This is a genomic window from Kitasatospora sp. NPDC086801, assembly GCF_044745805.1.
Classification (GTDB): domain Bacteria; phylum Actinomycetota; class Actinomycetes; order Streptomycetales; family Streptomycetaceae; genus Kitasatospora.
In genome coordinates this window covers 54,268-71,475 of record NZ_JBIVAX010000029.1, presented here as the reverse complement: position 1 = coordinate 71,475, position 17,208 = coordinate 54,268, and the positions used below count along the sequence as shown (strand labels likewise).

General features: G+C 72.6%; 15 protein-coding genes. 4 read left to right on the top strand and 11 right to left on the bottom strand.

Annotated elements, in window-relative coordinates; genetic code table 11:
* Positions 1-41: 41 nt before the first annotated feature.
* From ruvX to ACIPLC_RS26300, 4 genes are read right to left on the bottom strand one after another with little or no spacing between them, the layout of a single operon-like run.
* A complete protein-coding gene (ruvX, locus tag ACIPLC_RS26315; RefSeq protein ID WP_400475480.1) occupies positions 42-512 on the bottom strand; it encodes a Holliday junction resolvase RuvX in 471 nt (156 codons plus the stop codon).
* Between the two features lie 17 nt (positions 513-529).
* Positions 530-3,199: an alanine--tRNA ligase gene (alaS, locus tag ACIPLC_RS26310; RefSeq protein WP_400475479.1), complete on the bottom strand. Its 2,670-nt coding sequence runs from the start codon at positions 3,197-3,199 to the stop codon at positions 530-532.
* Positions 3,199-3,642 carry a DUF6167 family protein gene (locus tag ACIPLC_RS26305; protein WP_400475478.1) on the bottom strand — a complete coding sequence of 148 codons (444 nt, stop codon included), beginning with the start codon at positions 3,640-3,642 and terminating at the stop codon, positions 3,199-3,201. The genes alaS and ACIPLC_RS26305 overlap by 1 nt, the downstream gene beginning before the upstream one ends.
* Positions 3,643-3,646: 4 nt before the next feature.
* Positions 3,647-4,126 carry a DUF948 domain-containing protein gene (locus ACIPLC_RS26300; RefSeq protein ID WP_400475477.1) on the bottom strand — a complete coding sequence of 160 codons (480 nt, stop codon included), beginning with the start codon at positions 4,124-4,126 and terminating at the stop codon, positions 3,647-3,649.
* Between the two features lie 264 nt (positions 4,127-4,390).
* Between ACIPLC_RS26300 and ACIPLC_RS26295 the strand changes: the two genes are divergently transcribed.
* On the top strand, positions 4,391-6,619 hold the full coding sequence (locus tag ACIPLC_RS26295) for an ATP-binding protein (RefSeq protein ID WP_400475476.1): 2,229 nt from the start codon (positions 4,391-4,393) through the stop codon (positions 6,617-6,619).
* A 50-nt stretch (positions 6,620-6,669) separates the two neighbouring features.
* Positions 6,670-6,996 carry a tetratricopeptide repeat protein gene (locus ACIPLC_RS26290; RefSeq protein ID WP_400475475.1) on the top strand — a complete coding sequence of 109 codons (327 nt, stop codon included), beginning with the start codon at positions 6,670-6,672 and terminating at the stop codon, positions 6,994-6,996.
* Between the two features lie 94 nt (positions 6,997-7,090).
* On the opposite strand, the gene rpsD is transcribed toward ACIPLC_RS26290, so the two are convergent.
* The 3 genes from rpsD to ppk2 all read right to left on the bottom strand — a co-directional run bounded on the left by rpsD (position 7,091) and on the right by ppk2 (position 10,319).
* Positions 7,091-7,705, bottom strand: a complete 615-nt coding sequence (gene rpsD, locus ACIPLC_RS26285; RefSeq protein ID WP_063346792.1) for a 30S ribosomal protein S4 — start codon at positions 7,703-7,705, stop codon at positions 7,091-7,093.
* A gap of 399 nt (positions 7,706-8,104) precedes the next feature.
* Complete coding sequence (locus ACIPLC_RS26280; RefSeq protein WP_400475474.1) at positions 8,105-9,454, bottom strand: replication-associated recombination protein A; 1,350 nt, start codon at positions 9,452-9,454, stop codon at positions 8,105-8,107.
* A 46-nt stretch (positions 9,455-9,500) separates the two neighbouring features.
* Complete coding sequence (gene ppk2 / locus ACIPLC_RS26275; protein ID WP_400475512.1) at positions 9,501-10,319, bottom strand: polyphosphate kinase 2; 819 nt, start codon at positions 10,317-10,319, stop codon at positions 9,501-9,503.
* Between the two features lie 209 nt (positions 10,320-10,528).
* Between ppk2 and ACIPLC_RS26270 the strand changes: the two genes are divergently transcribed.
* A complete protein-coding gene (locus ACIPLC_RS26270) occupies positions 10,529-11,530 on the top strand; it encodes a LysR family transcriptional regulator (protein ID WP_400475473.1) in 1,002 nt (333 codons plus the stop codon).
* Positions 11,531-11,540: 10 nt separating this feature from the next.
* Here ACIPLC_RS26270 and ACIPLC_RS26265 read toward each other — a convergent pair whose 3' ends face one another.
* From ACIPLC_RS26265 to ACIPLC_RS26250, 4 genes are all read right to left on the bottom strand, one after another.
* Positions 11,541-12,050, bottom strand: coding sequence for a GNAT family N-acetyltransferase (locus ACIPLC_RS26265; RefSeq protein WP_400475472.1), 510 nt, complete (start codon positions 12,048-12,050; stop codon positions 11,541-11,543).
* Between the two features lie 92 nt (positions 12,051-12,142).
* Entirely contained in the window at positions 12,143-13,924 is a 1,782-nt protein-coding gene (aspS, locus tag ACIPLC_RS26260; protein WP_400475471.1) for an aspartate--tRNA ligase, read from the bottom strand.
* The gene (gene hisS, locus ACIPLC_RS26255; protein ID WP_400475470.1) at positions 13,921-15,183 is read right to left on the bottom strand and encodes a histidine--tRNA ligase; all 1,263 of its coding nucleotides are present in this window, start codon (positions 15,181-15,183) and stop codon (positions 13,921-13,923) included. The genes aspS and hisS overlap by 4 nt, the downstream gene beginning before the upstream one ends.
* 11 nt (positions 15,184-15,194) lie before the next feature.
* Positions 15,195-15,902 (bottom strand): MBL fold metallo-hydrolase, encoded by a 708-nt coding sequence (locus ACIPLC_RS26250; RefSeq protein WP_400475469.1) that lies wholly within the window; start codon positions 15,900-15,902, stop codon positions 15,195-15,197.
* A 274-nt stretch (positions 15,903-16,176) separates the two neighbouring features.
* On the opposite strand from ACIPLC_RS26250, the gene ACIPLC_RS26245 reads away from it, so the two are divergent.
* Positions 16,177-17,019 carry a peptidylprolyl isomerase gene (locus ACIPLC_RS26245; RefSeq protein ID WP_400475468.1) on the top strand — a complete coding sequence of 281 codons (843 nt, stop codon included), beginning with the start codon at positions 16,177-16,179 and terminating at the stop codon, positions 17,017-17,019.
* The last annotated feature ends 189 nt before the right edge of the window (positions 17,020-17,208 follow it).

Here is a 17,208-nt window from a genome sequence, read left to right as displayed (position 1 = left end):
CGTCCGCACGGACCCCTCAACGGGACGTTAGATCAGGCCGGTCAGCCGACCGCCTCGACGCTCTCACCAGGCGGGTTTCCGCTCACCCGTTCGGACTCAAGGGCGGTCTGCAGGATCACCACCGCGGCGGCCTGGTCGACCACCGAGCGGCCCTTCTTCGCCTTGACGCCCGAGGCGCGCAGCCCGTGGGTGGCGGTGACGGTCGACATCCGCTCGTCGACCAGCCGGACCGGCACCGGGTAGAGCCGGTTGGCCAGCCGCGTCGCGTAGGCGCGGACCTTCTCCGCCGCCGGGCCCTCCTTGCCGCTCAGCGAGCGGGGCAGCCCGACGATCACCTCCACCGCGTCGTACTCGTCGACGATGGCGGCGATCCTGGCCTGCGACTTCACCCCGGCCGGGACGGTCTCCACCGGCGTGGCGAGCACCCCGTCGGGGTCGCAGGACGCGACCCCGATCCGGGCGTCACCGACGTCGACGGCGATCCGCCGCCCCCGCCGGAAGGGCCGTTCCACCTGAGGCTCCTCGACCATCAGCTGGCGCGCTCCGCGACCAGGCCGCGCACCGCGGCGACGGCCTCGCCGATCGCGGCCGCGTTGGAGCCGCCGCCCTGGGCGACATCGTCCTTGCCGCCACCGCCGCCGCCGAGGGTCTTGGCGGCGACCCGGACCAGCTCGCCGGCCTTGATGCCGCGGCCACGGGCGTCCTCGTTGGTGGCGATCACGGTCAGCGGGCGGTCGCCCGCCACGGTGAACGCGGCGACCACGGCCGGGCGCGAGCCGAGGCGGCCGCGCACGTCCAGCACCAGCTTGCGCAGCTCGTCCGCGCCCACGCCGTCGGCGACCTGCGCGGCGACCACCGAGATGCCGTGCACGTCCTCGGCCGAGTCGGCCAGACCCGCCGCGGCCGCCAGCACCTTCTCGGCGCGGAAGCGCTCGATCTCCTTCTCGGCGTCCTTGAGCTTGGCGAGCATGCCCGAGATCTTCTCCGGCAGCTCCTCCGGGCGCCCCTTGACCAGCTCGGTCAGCTGGGAGACCACGGTGTGCTCGCGGGCCAGGAACTTGTACGCGTCGACGCCGACCAGCGCCTCGACGCGGCGCACGCCGGAGCCGATCGAGGACTCGCCGAGCAGCTTCACCAGGCCCAGCTGGGCGGTGTTGCCGACGTGCGTGCCACCGCACAGCTCCTTGGAGAAGTCACCGATGGTGACGACCCGGACCTCGTCGCCGTACTTCTCGCCGAACATCGCGATGGCGCCGGCCTTGCGGGCCTGATCCATCGTCATGACCTCGGCGGTGACGTCGAGTTCGCGACCCAGCACGTCGTTGATCTTCTGCTCGACGTCGACCAGCACGCTGCCCGGGACGGCGGCGGGCGAGCCGAAGTCGAAGCGGAAGCGGCCGGGGGCGTTCTCGGAGCCGGCCTGGGCGGCCGTCGGGCCGAGCGCGTCGCGCAGCGCCTGGTGGGTCAGGTGGGTGGCCGAGTGGGCGCGGGCGATCGCCCGGCGGCGCTCGGTGTCGATCGTGGCGTACGCCGAGGCGCCGAGCACGACCTCGCCGAACAGCACCCCACCGGAGTGCACGATGACGCCCGGCACGGGCTGCTGCACGTCGCGGATCTCCACCACCGCGCCGGACTCCAGCCGGATCCGGCCGTGGTCGGCGAGCTGGCCGCCGCCCTCGGCGTAGAACGGGGTGCGGTCGAGGATGATCTCGACCTCGTCGCCCTCGGAGGCGGCCGGCGCCGGAACGCCGTCCACCAGCAGGCCGACGACGCTGGCCTCGCCCTCGGTGAGGTTGTAGCCGGTGAAGACGCTCGCGCCGGACTTGTCGGCGACCTCGCGGTACGCGGCGACGTCGGCGTGGCCCATCTTCTTGGCCTTGGCGTCCGCCTTGGCGCGGTTGCGCTGCTCCTGCATCAGACGGCGGAAGCCGGCCTCGTCCACCTGGAGGCCCTGCTCCTCGGCCATCTCCAGGGTGAGGTCGATCGGGAAGCCGTAGGTGTCGTGCAGCTTGAAGGCCTGGTCCCCGGAGAGGACCGCGCCGCCGGCCTGCTTGGTCTCGGTGACCGCGGCGTCCAGCAGGCTGGTGCCGGCCTTGAGGGTCTGCAGGAAGGCCGCCTCCTCGCCGACGACGACCGTCTCGATGCGCTTGCGGTCGCTCTCCAGCTCCGGGTACTGCGGAGCCATCGCCTTGATGGCGATGTCGGTGAGGTCCTTGGCCACCACGCCGGTGGCGCCCAGCAGGCGCATGTTGCGGATGGCGCGGCGCAGGATGCGGCGCAGCACGTAGCCGCGGCCCTCGTTGCCGGGGGTGACGCCGTCGCCGATCAGCATCAGCGCGGTGCGGATGTGGTCGGTGACCACGCGCAGCGAGACGTCCGACTTGTGGTCGGCGCCGTAGGTGTGGCCGGTGAGCTCGGCGGCGCGGTCGAGGATCATCCGGCTGGTGTCGATCTCGAAGAGGTTGTCGACGCCCTGGAGGATGGCGGCGAGGCGCTCCAGGCCGAGGCCGGTGTCGATGTTCTTGCTCGGCAGGTCGCCGAGGATCTCGAAGCCGTCCTTGCCGTCGCCGTGGCCGCGCTCGTACTGCATGAAGACCAGGTTCCAGATCTCCAGGTAGCGCTCGCCGTTGACGGCCGGGCCGCCCTCCTCGCCGTACGCGGGGCCGCGGTCGTAGTTGATCTCCGAGCACGGGCCGCAGGGGCCGGGGACGCCCATCGACCAGAAGTTGTCCTTCATGCCGAGGCGCTGGATGCGCTCGGACGGGACGCCGATGACGTCACGCCAGATCAGCTCGGCCTCGTCGTCGTCCTGGTAGACGGTGATCCAGAGCTTCTCCTTCTCCAGGCCGTAGCCGCCGTCCGCGACGGAGCTGGTGAGCAGCTCCCACGCGAACTTGATGGCGCCTTCCTTGAAGTAGTCGCCGAAGGAGAAGTTGCCGCACATCTGGAAGAAGGAGCCGTGCCGGGTGGTCTTCCCGACCTCCTCGATGTCCAGGGTGCGCACGCACTTCTGGACGCTGGTGGCGCGCGAGAACTGCGGCTTGACCTCGCCCAGGAAGTAGGGCTTGAACGGCACCATGCCGGCGTTGACCAGCAGCAGGGTGGGGTCGTCGGCGACCAGGGACGCCGACGGAACGACGGTGTGGCCGCGCTCCTCGAAGAAGCGCAGCCAGCGGCGGCGGATCTCAGCCGACTCCATTATTGGTCCTTCCGGTTCGGGGTGCCGCCCCGCTGCGGCAGGGCGCGGCGGGGCGTTTCTTCAGTGGCTTGGGTGGTGGTGCGGGCCCCGTGGGACACCGAGCGGGGGCTGGACGGGGGCAGGGCGGCGGCCGGGCTACCGGGCGCCGCCGAGATAGCTCGGTACTGCGGCTCGCCGCGCAGGACCCGGCGGGTGCCCCGGGGCTCGACGACGGCGGTGCCGTGCAGTCCGAGGTCGTCCTTCAGCTGCTCCTCGCGCTCGGCCATGCCGGCCCGCACGTCCTGGGCGAACTGCTTGGCCAGGTCGCCCAGGTGCAGCGCCCCGCGGGTGGCGGTGCCGGAGAGGCTGTCCGGGGTGAGCCGGTGCACGGCCTCGTTGGCCTTGTTCATGGCCCAGACGGTGGCACCGGCGCCGACCGCCATCCAGAAGACGCGTCGCACCATGCCGTCAGCTCCTCACCGCGCGCCGGACCCGGGAGAGCAGGCCGTTCCTGGGCGCGGTCGCGGCGCGCACCTCGGCCCGGATCAACCGGGCCAGCTCCTCGCGCTCGCCGCTCTGCGACGGCACGGACGGCTGGCCGCCCTGCTGCTTGGAGACGGCCTTGCGGACGCCGTAGCTGAAGGCCGCGACCTTCACCAGCGGCCCGCCCAGGGTGGCGGCGACGGTGGAGGAGAGCGCGTTGGCGTTGGCGGCGGCGTCCTGCACGTTGGCGGTGATCTCGTCCACCCGCTCCAGCTGCTGGTTGGCGCTGCGCACGGCGGCGCCCGCGTCGCTCAGCAACGGGACGGCCTGCTCGGTGACGGCGGAGACCAGGACGGTGGCCTCCTTCAGCACGCGCGAGAGGCGGACCAGCACCACGGCGAGCAGGGTGACCAGGACCGCCCAGAACACGGCGACGAGCAACCCGGCCAGCTCTCCCACGGACACCTTTGCGCGCTCCCTCGCCTTGCTGTTCTCCAAACGGAACCCTATCGCGCCCACGCCCGGTTTCCGGACCGGGTTATCGCCGGGCCCGGGGCCCGGCTTCGGACTCCCGCCCGAAATCGGGCGTCGGCCGATCCGGTCGGATGTGCGATCCGCGCGCGTAACCTACCGGCCGGTCACCTCGTTCTGCCAGGCGGGCCGTCGCCCGTACGGCCCGACGAACGTCCGGGCCGCGACGGTCCGGGCCGGGGACACGGGGAGCACCGCTTGGCCGGCGACTGGACAGCACAGCCCGGGGAGCCCCCGGCGTGGCCGCGCGAGCCGGGGTCCGGCCGGCTGCCGGCCGAGGTGACGGGATTCGTCGGGCGGCAGCGGGAACTGGCCGAGCTGGCGGGCCTGCTGGCCGGCGCCCGGCTGGTGACGGTGACCGGGCCGGGCGGGGTCGGCAAGAGCCGGCTGGCGCTGCGCGCCGCGGCCCGGGCGACCGGCGCGTTCCCGGACGGCACCTGGCTGGTGGAGGTGGCCCCGGTGCAGGACCCACTGCTGCTCGGCCACGCGGTGCTGGAGGCGCTGCGGCTGACCGACGGCACCGCCCGCCCGCCGCTGGACGTGCTGACCGAGCGACTGTCCGGCCGGCGCCTGCTGCTGGTGCTGGACGGCTGCGAGCACCTGGTGCAGGCCTGCGCCGACCTGGCGGACGCGCTGCTGCGGGCGCTGCCCGGGCTGCGGGTGCTGACCACCAGCCGCGCCGCGCTGCGGGCCTCGGGCGAGCACCTGCTCACCCTGGCCCCGCTGCCGGTCGGCCCGCCGCCGGGGAGTCCGCCGGGGCCGGGCGGGCTGCCGGACGCGGTGCGGCTGTTCGCCGAGCGGGCCCGGGCCGTGCTGCCGTCCTTCGCGGTGACCGAGGCCAACGCCGAGGCGGTGAGCATGCTCTGCCGCCGTCTGGACGGCATCCCGCTGGCGGTGGAGCTGGCGGCCGGGCGGCTGCGCGCACTGTCGGTGGAGCAGATCACCGCCCGGCTGGACGACCGGTTCCGGCTGCTCACCGGCGGTTCCCGGACGGCCCTGCCACGGCACCGGGCGCTGCGCACCACGGTCGGTTGGAGCCATGAGCTCTGCACCGCGCAGGAACGTTTACTCTGGGCCCGCCTGTCGGTCTTCGCCGGCAGTTTCGACCTGGAGGCCGCCGAGTACGTCTGCGCGGGCGACGGCCTGGAGGCCGAGGACGTGCTCGACCCGCTCGACGAACTGGTCGGCAAGTCCGTGGTGCTGCGCGAGGACAGCGCCTTCGGCGTCCGCTTCCGGCTGCTGGACACCCTGCGCGAGTACGGCGGCCAGTGGCTGCGGGCCACCGGCGAGGAGCAGCGGCTGCTGCGCCGCCACCGCGACTGGTACCTGGGCGTGGCCACCTGGGGCGAGGTCGAGTGGTTCGGGCCCCGGCAGGCGGAGACCGCCGAGCGCACCGAACTCGCCCACACCAACCTCCGCGCGGCGCTGGAGTTCTGCCTCGCCGAGCCCGGCGAGGAGCAGATCGCCCTGCTGCTGGCGGGCACGCTGTGGTTCTACTGGATCGGCTGCGGCCACCTCGGCGAGGGCCGGCACTGGCTGGACCGCGCGCTCGCGCTGGACCGCGAGCCGACCGAGGCCCGTGCCAAGGCCCTCTGGGTGACCGGCTACATGGCCACCCTCCAGGGCGACCTGGAGACGGCCCGCCCGGCACTGGAGGAGTGCCGCCGCCAGGCCCTGGACACCGGCGACGACCGGGCGCTCGCCTACGCCGTCCACCGGCAGGGCTGCGCGGCCCTGATCGGCGACGAACCGGACCGCGCCGCCGAGCTGTTCGAGGAGGCGCTCTGGCACTACCGGACCATCGGCGAGCTCAACAGCAACGTCGTGATGGCCATGTTCGAGCTGGGCCTCGCCTACCTGTTCCAGGGGGACCTGGAGAGCGGCGAGCTCTGGTTCGGCCAGGCCCGCGAGCTGTGCGAGGAACACGGCGAGCAGTGGGCGTACGCGTACGTGCTGTACGCGATGGCGTACTCGCACTGGCTGGACGGTGCCGTCCGGCCGGCCCGCGCCCTGGCCCGGGAGAGCCTCCGGCTGAACCACCTGTTCCACGACCCGCTGGGCACCGTGCTGGCGATCGACCTGCTGGCGCTGCTGGCGACCGAGCCGGGCGGCCCGGGCGCGCCGGGCGACCTGGGCGAGGCCCGGGTGCTGCAGGGCGCCGCGCACCGGATCTGGCGCACAATCGGGATGCCCTTCCTGGGCTCGCGGTCCTTCTTCGGCCCGCACCAGGAGTGCGCGGAGCGGGCCCGGGCGGGGCTGACCGCGCGGGAGTACGAGGACTGCTACGAGGCCGGGGCCCGGCTCGACCTGGACGCCGCGGTCTCCCGGGCGCTGGGCGGCGGCGGGTCGACGGACGGCCCGGAGCCCGGCTCCGGGCCCTGCTCGGTGCCGCCCGCGCCGGCGCCCGCACCGGCCCGGAATAGTTGAAACTTGCCGATTGCTTGAGGAGGCAAGGAACCACCCGGAAGGAGCACCCCGTGGCCGTGAACACCGCCGCCGACGAGTACCGCCGCGCGACGTTCTACTTCGAGTCCAAGGCGTACGCCGACGCCGCCCGCATGCTGGAGGGCGTGCTGGCCGAGGAGCCGGCCAACCTCTCCGTCCGGCTGCTGCTGGCCCGCAGCTACTACCACTCCGCCCAACTCGGGCGCGCCGAGGCCGAGTTGCACCGGATCCTGGACATCGACCCGGCCGAGGACTACGCCCGGCTGATGCTCGGCCGCACCCTGGAGCGGCAGGGCCGCGCCGAGGAGGCCCGCCCGCACCTGCGGCTGGCCGCCGCGATGACCGGCGACATCGGCTGACCGGGCGGGTCCGGCCGGAAAAGGGGCGAGCCCCCGCCGCCTCGAAAGGCGACGGGGGCTCGCTGAGGTACCGCGGATGCGGAACCGCCGCGGGTCAGCGCGAGTAGTACTCGACGACCAGCTGCTCGTCACAGATCACCGGGACCTCCTTGCGCTGCGGCGCACGGTCCAGGCGGAAGGCCAGGGCCTTCAGGTTGACCTCGAGGTACTTCGGGGTCTGGCCCTCACCCGCGTAGCCACCCTCACGGGCGACCTGGAACGGGACCTTCTCCTTGCTGCGCTCGCGGACGGTCACCACGAAGCCCGGCTTCATCTGGTACGACGGCTTGTTGACCTTGCCACCGTTGACCTCGATGTGGCCGTGGACGACCATCTGGCGGGCCTGGTAGATGGTGCGGGCAATGCCCGAACGCAGCACCAGCGAGTCCAGACGGGTCTCCAGCTCGGCGACGAGCGCCTCACCGGTCTTGCCCTCGGCCTTCTTCGCGCGGTCGAACGCGCGCGCCATCTGCTTCTCGCTCAGGTCGTACTGGGCGCGCAGACGCTGCTTCTCGAGCAGACGGACCTTGTAGTCCGAGTTCTGCTTGCGACCACGGCCGTGCTGGCCGGGCGGGTACGGGCGGGCCTCGAAGTACTTGACGGACTTCGGGGTCAGCGGCACGCCGAGCGCACGCGCGATCTTGACCTTGGGACGCTTCTGGTTCGCCATGAACCAAACCTTCCTTGCTTATGAATACGGCTTCACCAGGTGTTGACGGAGGTCGCACGTCGCGACCCGGAGAAAACCCCGTCGTCTGTGCGACGGGATCAGCCGCTCTCCGGAGCCGGGCACGAAAGTGCTTGTCACACGGATCACCCAGAACCTGGGCCACCCGCGACACCGAAAACGGTGCGCGACGCTCCTGGTGCGGGCCCCTTGGAGGAGGCCTACGGCCGGTGCCCCGCTGGTGCGGCCGGTCGGCTGGGTCTCCCCCGCCGCCGTCCCGGGGACATGGCACTCCGATCGAGTATACCGGCAGCTGATCGCCCGCTCGCCCGCGGGTGTCCGCCCCCGCACAGGCACCCGGCACAGGCACCGACACCGGGCACACGCACCCGGGTACGGCCGTCACTCGCCCCTGAGCCGCCCCCGCGTCCACTCCACGGTGTCCGCGTAGCGGGCCTCGCCGCCGCGCCGGGTCGGCTGGTAGTAGTCCTTGCCGTGCACCGCGTCCGGCGCGTACTGCTGGGCCGCGATGCCCTCCGGCAGGTCGTGCGGGTACTGGTAGCCCTGGCCGTGGCCGAGCTTGCCCGCGCCGCCGTAGTGCGCGTCCCGCAGGTGCGGCGGCACCGCGCCCGCGAGCCCCTGCCGGACGTCCGCCAGCGCCGCGTCGATCGCCAGGTAGGCCGCGTTGGACTTGGGCGCCAGGGCCAGCGCGATCGCCGCCTGGGAGAGGATGATCCGCGCCTCCGGGAAGCCGATCAGGGCCACCGCCTGGGCCGCCGCGACCGCCGTCTGGAGCGCCGTCGGGTCGGCCAGGCCGATGTCCTCGCTGGCCGAGATCATCAGCCGGCGGGCGATGAACCGCGGGTCCTCCCCCGCCTCGATCATCCGGGCCAGGTAGTGCAGGGTGGCGTCCACGTCGCTGCCCCGGATCGACTTGATCAGCGCGCTCGCCACGTCGTAGTGCTGGTCGCCGTCCTTGTCGTAGCGCACCGCCGCCTGGTTGACGGCCGTCTCCGTGGTGGCCAGCGTGATGCTCGCCTCGCCCTTCTCCAGCGCCGCCCCGGCCGCCGCCTCCAGCGTCGTGAGCGCCCGCCGGGCGTCGCCGCCGGCCAGGCGCACCAGGTGGTCCTCGGCCTCCGCGGTCAGTTCCAGCGCGCCCCCCAGGCCGCGCTCGTCGGCCACCGCGCGGCGCAGCAGGGCGCGGACGTCCTCGTCGGTCAGCGACTCCAGGGTGAGCAGCAGCGAGCGGGACAGCAGCGGGGAGATCACCGAGAAGTACGGGTTCTCGGTGGTCGCCGCGATCAGGGTGACCCAGCGGTTCTCCACGGCCGGCAGCAGCGAGTCCTGCTGGGCCTTGGAGAATCGGTGGATCTCGTCCAGGAACAGCACCGTCTCCCGGCCGGACATGCCGACCGCCCGCCGGGCACCGTCGATCACCGCCCGGACCTCCTTGACCCCGGCGGTGATCGCGGACAGCTCGACGAAACGGCCCTCCACGGCCTGGCTGATCACGTGCGCGAGGGTGGTCTTGCCGGTGCCGGGCGGGCCCCAGAGGATCACCGAGCTGGTCGCCGCCGGCCCGCGCGAGCCCGAGACCAGCCGCCGCAGCGGCGACCCGGGCTTCAGCAGCTGGCGCTGCCCGGCCACCTCGTCCAGGGTGCGCGGGCGCATCCGTACGGCCAGCGGCGCCCGGCCGGGCTCCCTGCTCTGGCGTTCCTCGGCGGCGGCGGTGAAGAGGTCCGGTTCGTCCACACCGGAAGCCTATGCGAGGCCGCCGACACACCCGCCGGAGCAGGCCCTAGTCGAGGTGGGCCGCGTGGTCCGGGACGTACTTCTGCAGGTCGCGCGGGGGCCGCTGGTAGCCGCGCGGGGCCGGGCGGGGCGGCAGGTCGATCTGCGGGGCGGTGATCTCGCGGTACGGCACGCTGGAGAGCAGGTGGGCGATCATGTTGATCCGGGCCCGCCGCTTGTCGTCGCTCTCCACCACGTGCCAGGGCGAGTCCGGGGTGTCGGTGTAGACGAACATCTCGTCCTTGGCCCGCGAGTAGTCCTCCCAGCGGGTGATCGACTCGATGTCCATCGGGGAGAGCTTCCAGCGCTTCATCGGGTCCTCCAGCCGGTCCCGGAAGCGCCGTTCCTGTTCGGTGTCGCTCACCGAGAACCAGTACTTGCGCAGCAGGATGCCCGCCTCGATCAGCATCCGCTCGAAGGTCGGGCACTGGTGCAGGAACTGCCAGTACTCCTCGTCCGTGCAGAAGCCCATGACCCGCTCGACGCCGGCCCGGTTGTACCAGCTGCGGTCGAACAGCACGATCTCCCCGGCGGCCGGCAGTTGCTCGACGTACCGCTGGAAGTACCACTGGGTCTTCTGCCGCTCGGTCGGGGTCGGCAGCGCCGCGATCCGGGCGATGCGCGGGTTCAGGTACTCCGTCACCCGCTTGATCGCGCCGCCCTTGCCCGCGGCGTCGCGTCCCTCGAAGACCACCACCAGCCGGGCGCCCTCGACCCGCACCCACTCCTGGAGCTTCACCAGCTCCTGCTGGAGCCGCAGCAGTTCCCGCTCGTACGGCTTCCTCGCCAGTCGCTCCCGCTTCGCGGTCCGCTGCTCCTTGGCCACCTGGGGTCCTCCGTCCGGCTGCTGCTGATGAGCACTCACCGTAGGCACTGGACGCCGCCCCCGCAGGTCGGGGGACGGGTGAGCGGCAGCGGCGGCCCCCTGAACCGCCGCTGCCGCGCTCCCCCGTTCGGTCGGCGCGAACGCCGAACGATCAACCTTGGCCCACACCTGCCAACCGGGTCCAATATCCGGTTCCATAACCTTGGGGCATGGATGTCGACACCCGCCTGCTGCGCAGCTTCGCCGCGGTCTGCGAGGAGGGGCAGCTGACCGCCGCCGCGGCCCGGCTGTTCGTCTCGCAGCCGACGCTCACCAAGCAGATCCGCCAGCTGGAGACGCTGCTCGGGGTCGAGCTGTTCGAGCGCTCGCGGCGCGGCATGGCGCCCACCCCGGCCGGGCTGGCACTGGCGGAGTACGCCGGGGCGATGCTGGCCGGCTGGGAGGACGCGCTGCGCGCCACCCGGGCGGCCGCCGCCGCGCAGGGCTCGGTGCTGAGGGTGGGGTTCGAGGGCGGCATCATCAACCTGATGACCCGCAGCACCGTCGCCGACTTCGCCCGGCGGATGCCCGGCTGGCAGGTGGAGCTGCGGCAGAACAACTGGTTCGACCCGACCTCGGGTCTGGCCAGCGGCGAGATCGACCTGACGCTCTGGCACGGCCCGGCGTGGCTGGTCGAGCACTACAACGCCGCCGTGCTCGGCGAGGAGGCGCGGGTCGTGGCACTGCCGGCCGGGCACCGGCTGGCGGCCCGGGCCGAGCTGTCCGTCGAGGACCTGCTGGACGAGCCGTTCGTGGCGATACCGCACGAGGCCGGGCACTGGCGCGAGTACTGGCTGGCGGCCCGGGAGCGGGGCGGGCGTCCGGTGCGGATCGGCGCGGTGGCGCACAACACCGACGAGTGGCTGGCCGCGGTGGTGTGCGGTCAGGGCGTCGGCTTCGCACCGGAGACGATGAGCCGGCTGGCCTTACGGGATGACGTCGCGTACCGGCCGGTGCGGGGGCTCAGCCCGAGCCAGGTCGGGCTGTACTGGCCGAAGGACCGCGAACTCACGCCGGCGATGGCCGCGTTCGTGCGCAGCTGCCGGGTCACGGTCCCCTTCGGTCAGGTGGGAACGGAGTCCCGGGTAGGAACGGAGTCCCGGGTGGGAACAGGGCCTCGGGTGGGAACGGAGCCGGGAACGGATTCCGGAGTGGGAACGGAATCGGCGTGAGCCTGAGGGCCTAGACCGCCACGAAGGGCTCGGGGTAGCAGCAGAGCCCGCGCGGACCGCCGTCGTACGCGGGCAGCGGCAGCGCCTGGAAGTAGGCGTCCGGCACCTCGAACGGCCCGCTGATCTCGTGCCGCCCGGCCGCGCTGAAGCCGAACCGCCCGTAGTACTCCGGGTCGCCGAGGACGACCACGAGCTTCTCCCCCGCCTGCTCGGCCGCCGACAGCGCGGCCCGGACGACGAGTTCGCCGACGCCCTTGCGCTGCCACTCGGGCGCGACGGCGACCGGCGCGAGCGCGAGTCCCGCACCGTCCTCGCCGACCCGCAGCCGGGTCAGCAGCGCGTGCCCGACCACCAACCCGGCCTCGTCGACCGCGACCAGCGACAGCCCGGGCAGCCAGGCCGGATCGCGGCGCAGCGCGTCCACCAGGTCCGCCTCGTCCGGTCCGGGGAACGCGGCCATGTGGACGCGTCTGGTCGCCGGGGCGTCATCCGGACATTCGACTCTCGTGATCACCTGCATGAGTCAACCCTCCCTGTGTCGCACGTCGTTGTGGACCGGCCCCGGACGGTGGGTGGACCGTCCGGGGCCGTTGCAGGTTAGCGGATCCGGTGTCAGGCGTCGGACTTGGCGGCGTCCTCGCGCAGCTTCGGCTTGGCGTCGACGCCGGCCTCCCGGCGCTGGGCCGGGGTGATCGGGGTCGGGGCGCCGGTCAGCGGGTCACCGCCGGTGGACGTCTTCGGGAAGGCGATGACGTCCCGGATGGTGTCGTACCCGCCGAGCAGGGTGACGATGCGGTCGAGGCCGAAGGCGACGCCACCGTGCGGCGGCGGGCCGTAGTTGAAGGCGTCCAGCAGGAAACCGAACTGCGAGGCCGCCTCCTCCTCGGAGAGGCCGATCGCGTCGAACGCCCGCTTCTGCACGTCGCGCTGGTGGATACGGATCGAACCGCCGCCCAGCTCCGAGCCGTTGAGGACCAGGTCGTAGGCGTTGGACAGGGCCGAGCCCGGGTCGGTGTCGAAGGTGGCCAGGGACTCGGCGGTCGGGGCGGTGAACGGGTGGTGCACCGCGTGCCAGCCCTGGAACTCGCCCTTGTCGTCCTCGATCGGCTCGAACATCGGGAAGTCGACGACCCAGAGGAAGGCCCACTGCGACGCGTCGATCAGCTCGCAGCGGCGGCCGATCTCCAGGCGGGCGGCGCCCAGCAGCTCCTGCGAGGGGCGCTGCTTGCCGGCCGCGAAGAAGATCGCGTCGCCGTTCTTGGCGCCCGCGGCGGCGGCCAGGCCGGCCAGGTGCTCCTCGGACAGGTTCTTGGCGACCGGGCCGCGCAGCTCGCCGGTCTCGGCGTCGATGACGACGTAGGCCAGGCCGCGGGCGCCGCGCGCCTTGGCCCAGTCCTGCCAGGCGTCGAGCGCCTTGCGGGGCTGCGAGGCGCCGCCGGGCATGACCACGGCGCCGACGTACGGGGCCTGGAAGACGCGGAACCCGGTGCCCTTGAAGTACTCGGTGAGGTCGGTGAGTTCCTGTCCGAAGCGGACATCCGGCTTGTCGGAGCCGTAGCGGGCCATGGCGTCCGCGTAGGTCATCCGGGGCAGCGGGTTGGGGAGCTCGTAGCCGTGCACCTCGCGCCAGATCGAGCCGACGATCTTCTCGCCGAGGGCCAGGATGTCCTCCTGGTCGACGAACGAGGCCTCGATGTCGAGCTGGGTGAACTCCGGCTGCCGGTCGGCGCGGAAGTCCTCGTCGCGGAAGCAGCGGGCGATCTGGTAGTAGCGCTCCATGCCGGCCACCATCAGCAGCTGCTTGAACAGCTGGGGCGACTGCGGCAGCGCGTACCAGTGGCCGGGCTGGAGGCGGACCGGGACGAGGAAGTCGCGGGCGCCCTCGGGGGTGGAGCGGGTGAGGTACGGCGTCTCGATGTCGAGGTAGTCGTTCTCCTCCATCACCCGGCGGATGATGTTGTTGACCTTGGAACGCAGCCGCAGGCCCTTGGCCGGGCCCTCGCGGCGCAGGTCCAGGTAGCGGTAGCGCAGCCGGACCTCCTCGTTGACCGTGCCCGGCTCGTACTCGGCGACCGGGAAGGGCAGCGGGGCGGCCTCGGAGAGGACCTCGATGGCGCTGACGACGACCTCGACCGCGCCGGTCGGGATGTCCGGGTTCTCGTTGCCATCGGGGCGCACCCGGACGTCGCCGACGACCTTGACGCAGTACTCGGCCCGCAGGCCGTGCACCGAGTCCAGGTCGCGGACCACGATCTGCACGGTGCCGGAGGCGTCGCGCAGATCAATGAAGGCGACACCGCCGTGGTCGCGGCGGCGGGCGACCCAGCCGGCCAGGGTGACGGTGGTGCCTGCGTGCTCCGGGCGGAGCGTGCCCGCGTCGTGCGTGCGGATCACAGCTGCTTCTCCTTCAGGGTGGTGACGAGTGCGTCGAGGGCGACGGGGTTCTGCTCGCCGGTGGTCAGGTCCTTGAGCTGGACGACGCCGTCGGCGAGGTCCCGGTCCCCGGCCACGAGGGCGAAGCGGGCGCCGGACCGGTCGGCGGACTTCATGGCGTTCTTGATGCTCTTGACGCCGAAGGCGAGGTCGGTGGCGACGCCGGCCCGGCGCAGCTCGACCACCTTGGCGAACAGGACGTTCTTGGCCTCCTCGCCGAGCGCGACGGCGTACACGGAGGTCGCGGCGGGCAGGTCGAGGACGATGCCCTCGGCCTCCATCGCCAGGAAGGTGCGGTCCACGCCGAGGGCCCAGCCGACGGACGGCAGCGCCGGGCCGCCGATCATCTCGGACAGGCCGTCGTAGCGGCCGCCGCCGCCGATCGCGGACTGGGCGCCGAGGCCGTTGTGCACGAACTCGAAGGTGGTGCGGGTGTAGTAGTCCAGGCCGCGGACCAGCTTCGGGTCGTCGACGAAGGCCACGCCGTTCGCGGTGAGCAGCTCGCGGACCTTCTCGTCGTACGCCTTGCACTCCTCGCACAGGTAGTCGCGGAGCTTGGGCGCGTCGACCAGCTGGGCCTGCACCGACTCGCGCTTGTCGTCCAGGACGCGCAGCGGGTTGATCTCGGCGCGGCGGCGGGTCTCCTCGTCCAGGTCCAGGCCGGCGAGGAACTCGACCAGGGCGGCGCGGTAGACCGGGCGGCACTGCTTGTCGCCGAGGCTGTTGAGCAGCAGCGAGTAGTCACGCACGCCCAGCGAGCGGAAGGCGTCGTCGGCGAGGATGATCAGCTCGGCGTCCAGGGCCGGGTCCTCGGCCCCGATCGCCTCGGCGCCGACCTGGGAGAACTGGCGGTAGCGGCCCTTCTGGGCGCGCTCGTAGCGGTAGTACGAGCCGGAGTACCAGAGCTTGACCGGCAGGTTGCCCTGCTTGTGCAGGTTGGCCTGGAGGGCGGCCCGCAGCACCGAGGCGGTGCCCTCCGGGCGCAGCGCGAGCTCGTCGCCGCCGCGGGTGGTGAGGTTGTACATCTCCTTGCTGACGATGTCGGTGGACTCGCCGACGCCGCGGGAGAAGAGCTTCACGTCCTCGAAGACCGGGGTCTCGACGTAGCCGTAGCCGGCCCGGCGGGCGGGCGCGGCGATGCGCTCGCGGATCGCCAGGAAGGTCGCGGAGCTGGGGGGCAGCAGGTCGTAGGTGCCCTTGGGGGCGGTGAAGGTGCTCAACTTCTCTTCCGTCACATTCCTCGTCGCGGGAAAGCCTGGGCGCCGGCCGCCCCTGCTGCCTGTCGGAGGTAGGGGTTGGTGGCGCGCTCGTGGCCGATGGTGGTCTGTCCGCCGTGGCCGGAGAGGACCACGGTGGTGTCGTCGAGGGGCAGGCACACCCGGGCCAGCGACCGCAGGATCGCCTCGCTGTCCCCGCCCGGGAGGTCGGTACGCCCGATGGAGCCGGCGAACAGCAGGTCGCCCGAGAACAGCACCGGGGGGAGGTCCTCGGCACCGGGCGTCCGGAAGGTCACCGACCCCCCGGTATGGCCCGGGGCGTGGTCCACGGTGAGCTGCAGGCCGGCGAGCTCCAGCACGGCGCCGTCGGTGAGCTCGCGCACGTCGTCGGGCTCGCCGACGGTGAGTTCGCCCATCAGCTGGGTGCCCAGGGCGCGGCCGAGGGCCTTCTCCGGGTCGGACATCATGTACCGGTCCTCGGGGTGGATCCAGGCCGGGACGCCGCGGGCGCCGCAGACCGGGACCACCGAGGCCACGTGGTCGATGTGGCCGTGCGTGAGCAGCACGGCGACGGGCTTGAGCCCGTGCTCGCGGACCATCTCCTCGACGCCGCGCGCCGCCTGGTGGCCGGGATCGACGATGACGCACTCCTCGCCCGCCGCCGGGGCGACCAGGTAGCAGTTGGTGCCCCAGGCTCCAGCGGGGAATCCGGCGATGAACACGCGCGTCCTTCGTGATGCGGTCGGCAGTGGCGGCTACGGTCACGGCTGCCGGGTCGGATGCAGCCACCAGCCGTGCAGCTCACCAGTGAGGTAAAGGCAGCCTACCGGCGGTGCGGGTCCGGTTGCGAACCAGATAGGGGTGGCGGGCGCGGTTCGCGCTGACAGGTTCACCGCGTTCTTACAGGCCCGGTCCCTACACTTGGCCGCCGATGGATGCGATGATCCGCTTCGGTACCCATCCACTTTCCCAGCACATCCGTAGGAGACACGGCCGGTGGTCAGCAGCGAACAGCGGCGGCGGCAGCTCGCCCGCGAGAAGTACGAGCGCCAGATGGAGCGGCGGGTCGCCGTGCGGGCCGCACGCAGGCGCCGCAACACGATCCTGGGCGCCGCGCTCGCCGTCGTGGTGCTGGCCGGCGGCGGTGCGCTGGTCGGCACCGGGGCGTTCAGCTCGGACAAGGACAAGTCGGCCTCGGCCGCCTCCTCCCCCCAGGCCGCGCCGTCCCAGACCGGCGAGCCGACCGCCCCGACCCGCAAGCCGGTCGAGGGCTGCGCCGATCCGGCGCCGGGCGCGCCGAACGGCAAGCAGTGGCAGGCCGAGCCGGCCATGGCGATCGACGCGGGCGGCTCGTACACCGCGACGCTGGACACCAACTGCGGCAAGGTGACGCTCGCGCTCGACGCGGCCAAGGCCCCGCACACGGTGAACTCCTTCGTCTTCCTGGCCGGTGAGAAGTACTTCGACCACACCAAGTGCCACCGCCTCACCACCGACGGCATCTTCGTGCTCCAGTGCGGCGACCCGACCGCCAGCGCGACCGTCCCGGGCGGCACCGGCGGCCCCGGCTACAAGTTCGCGGACGAGAACCTGACCGGCGCGACCTACCCGGCGGGCACCGTGGCGATGGCCAACTCCGGCCCCGGCACGAACGGGAGCCAGTTCTTCCTGGTCTACAAGGACACCCAGCTGCCCCCGAACTACACCCCCTTCGGCAAGATCACCGGGGGCCTGGACGCGGTGCAGAAGATCGCCGCCGCAGGCACCCTGGAAGGCGCCCCGGACGGCCACCCGATGGCCGACGTCACCTTCAACTCAGTGACCACGACGAAGAGTTGACACCTCCCGGGGCCGCCCCGCACGAGGCGCCCGAAGCGCCTCGGCGCGGCCCCGGCCCGAAATCGCCCGGCCCGGATGCGGACAGCACCGGGGCTGGTCGCCTATGTTGGCGTTGTATTAGGGTGCCCGCACCCGCCTGGCCGTCACCCTCGGCAGCAAGTCACGGCGGACGGGGACGGCGGACTCATC

Coding starts and splice junctions, on each gene's coding strand:
- rpsD (WP_063346792.1), bottom strand. CDS start 7,705: ATGGCGAACCAGAAGCGTCCCAAGGTCAAGATCGCGCGTGCGCTCGGC.
- ACIPLC_RS26265 (WP_400475472.1), bottom strand. CDS start 12,050: ATGCAGGTGATCACGAGAGTCGAATGTCCGGATGACGCCCCGGCGACC.
- alaS (WP_400475479.1), bottom strand. CDS start 3,199: ATGGAGTCGGCTGAGATCCGCCGCCGCTGGCTGCGCTTCTTCGAGGAG.
- ACIPLC_RS26270 (WP_400475473.1), top strand. CDS start 10,529: ATGGATGTCGACACCCGCCTGCTGCGCAGCTTCGCCGCGGTCTGCGAG.
- ACIPLC_RS26305 (WP_400475478.1), bottom strand. CDS start 3,642: ATGGTGCGACGCGTCTTCTGGATGGCGGTCGGCGCCGGTGCCACCGTC.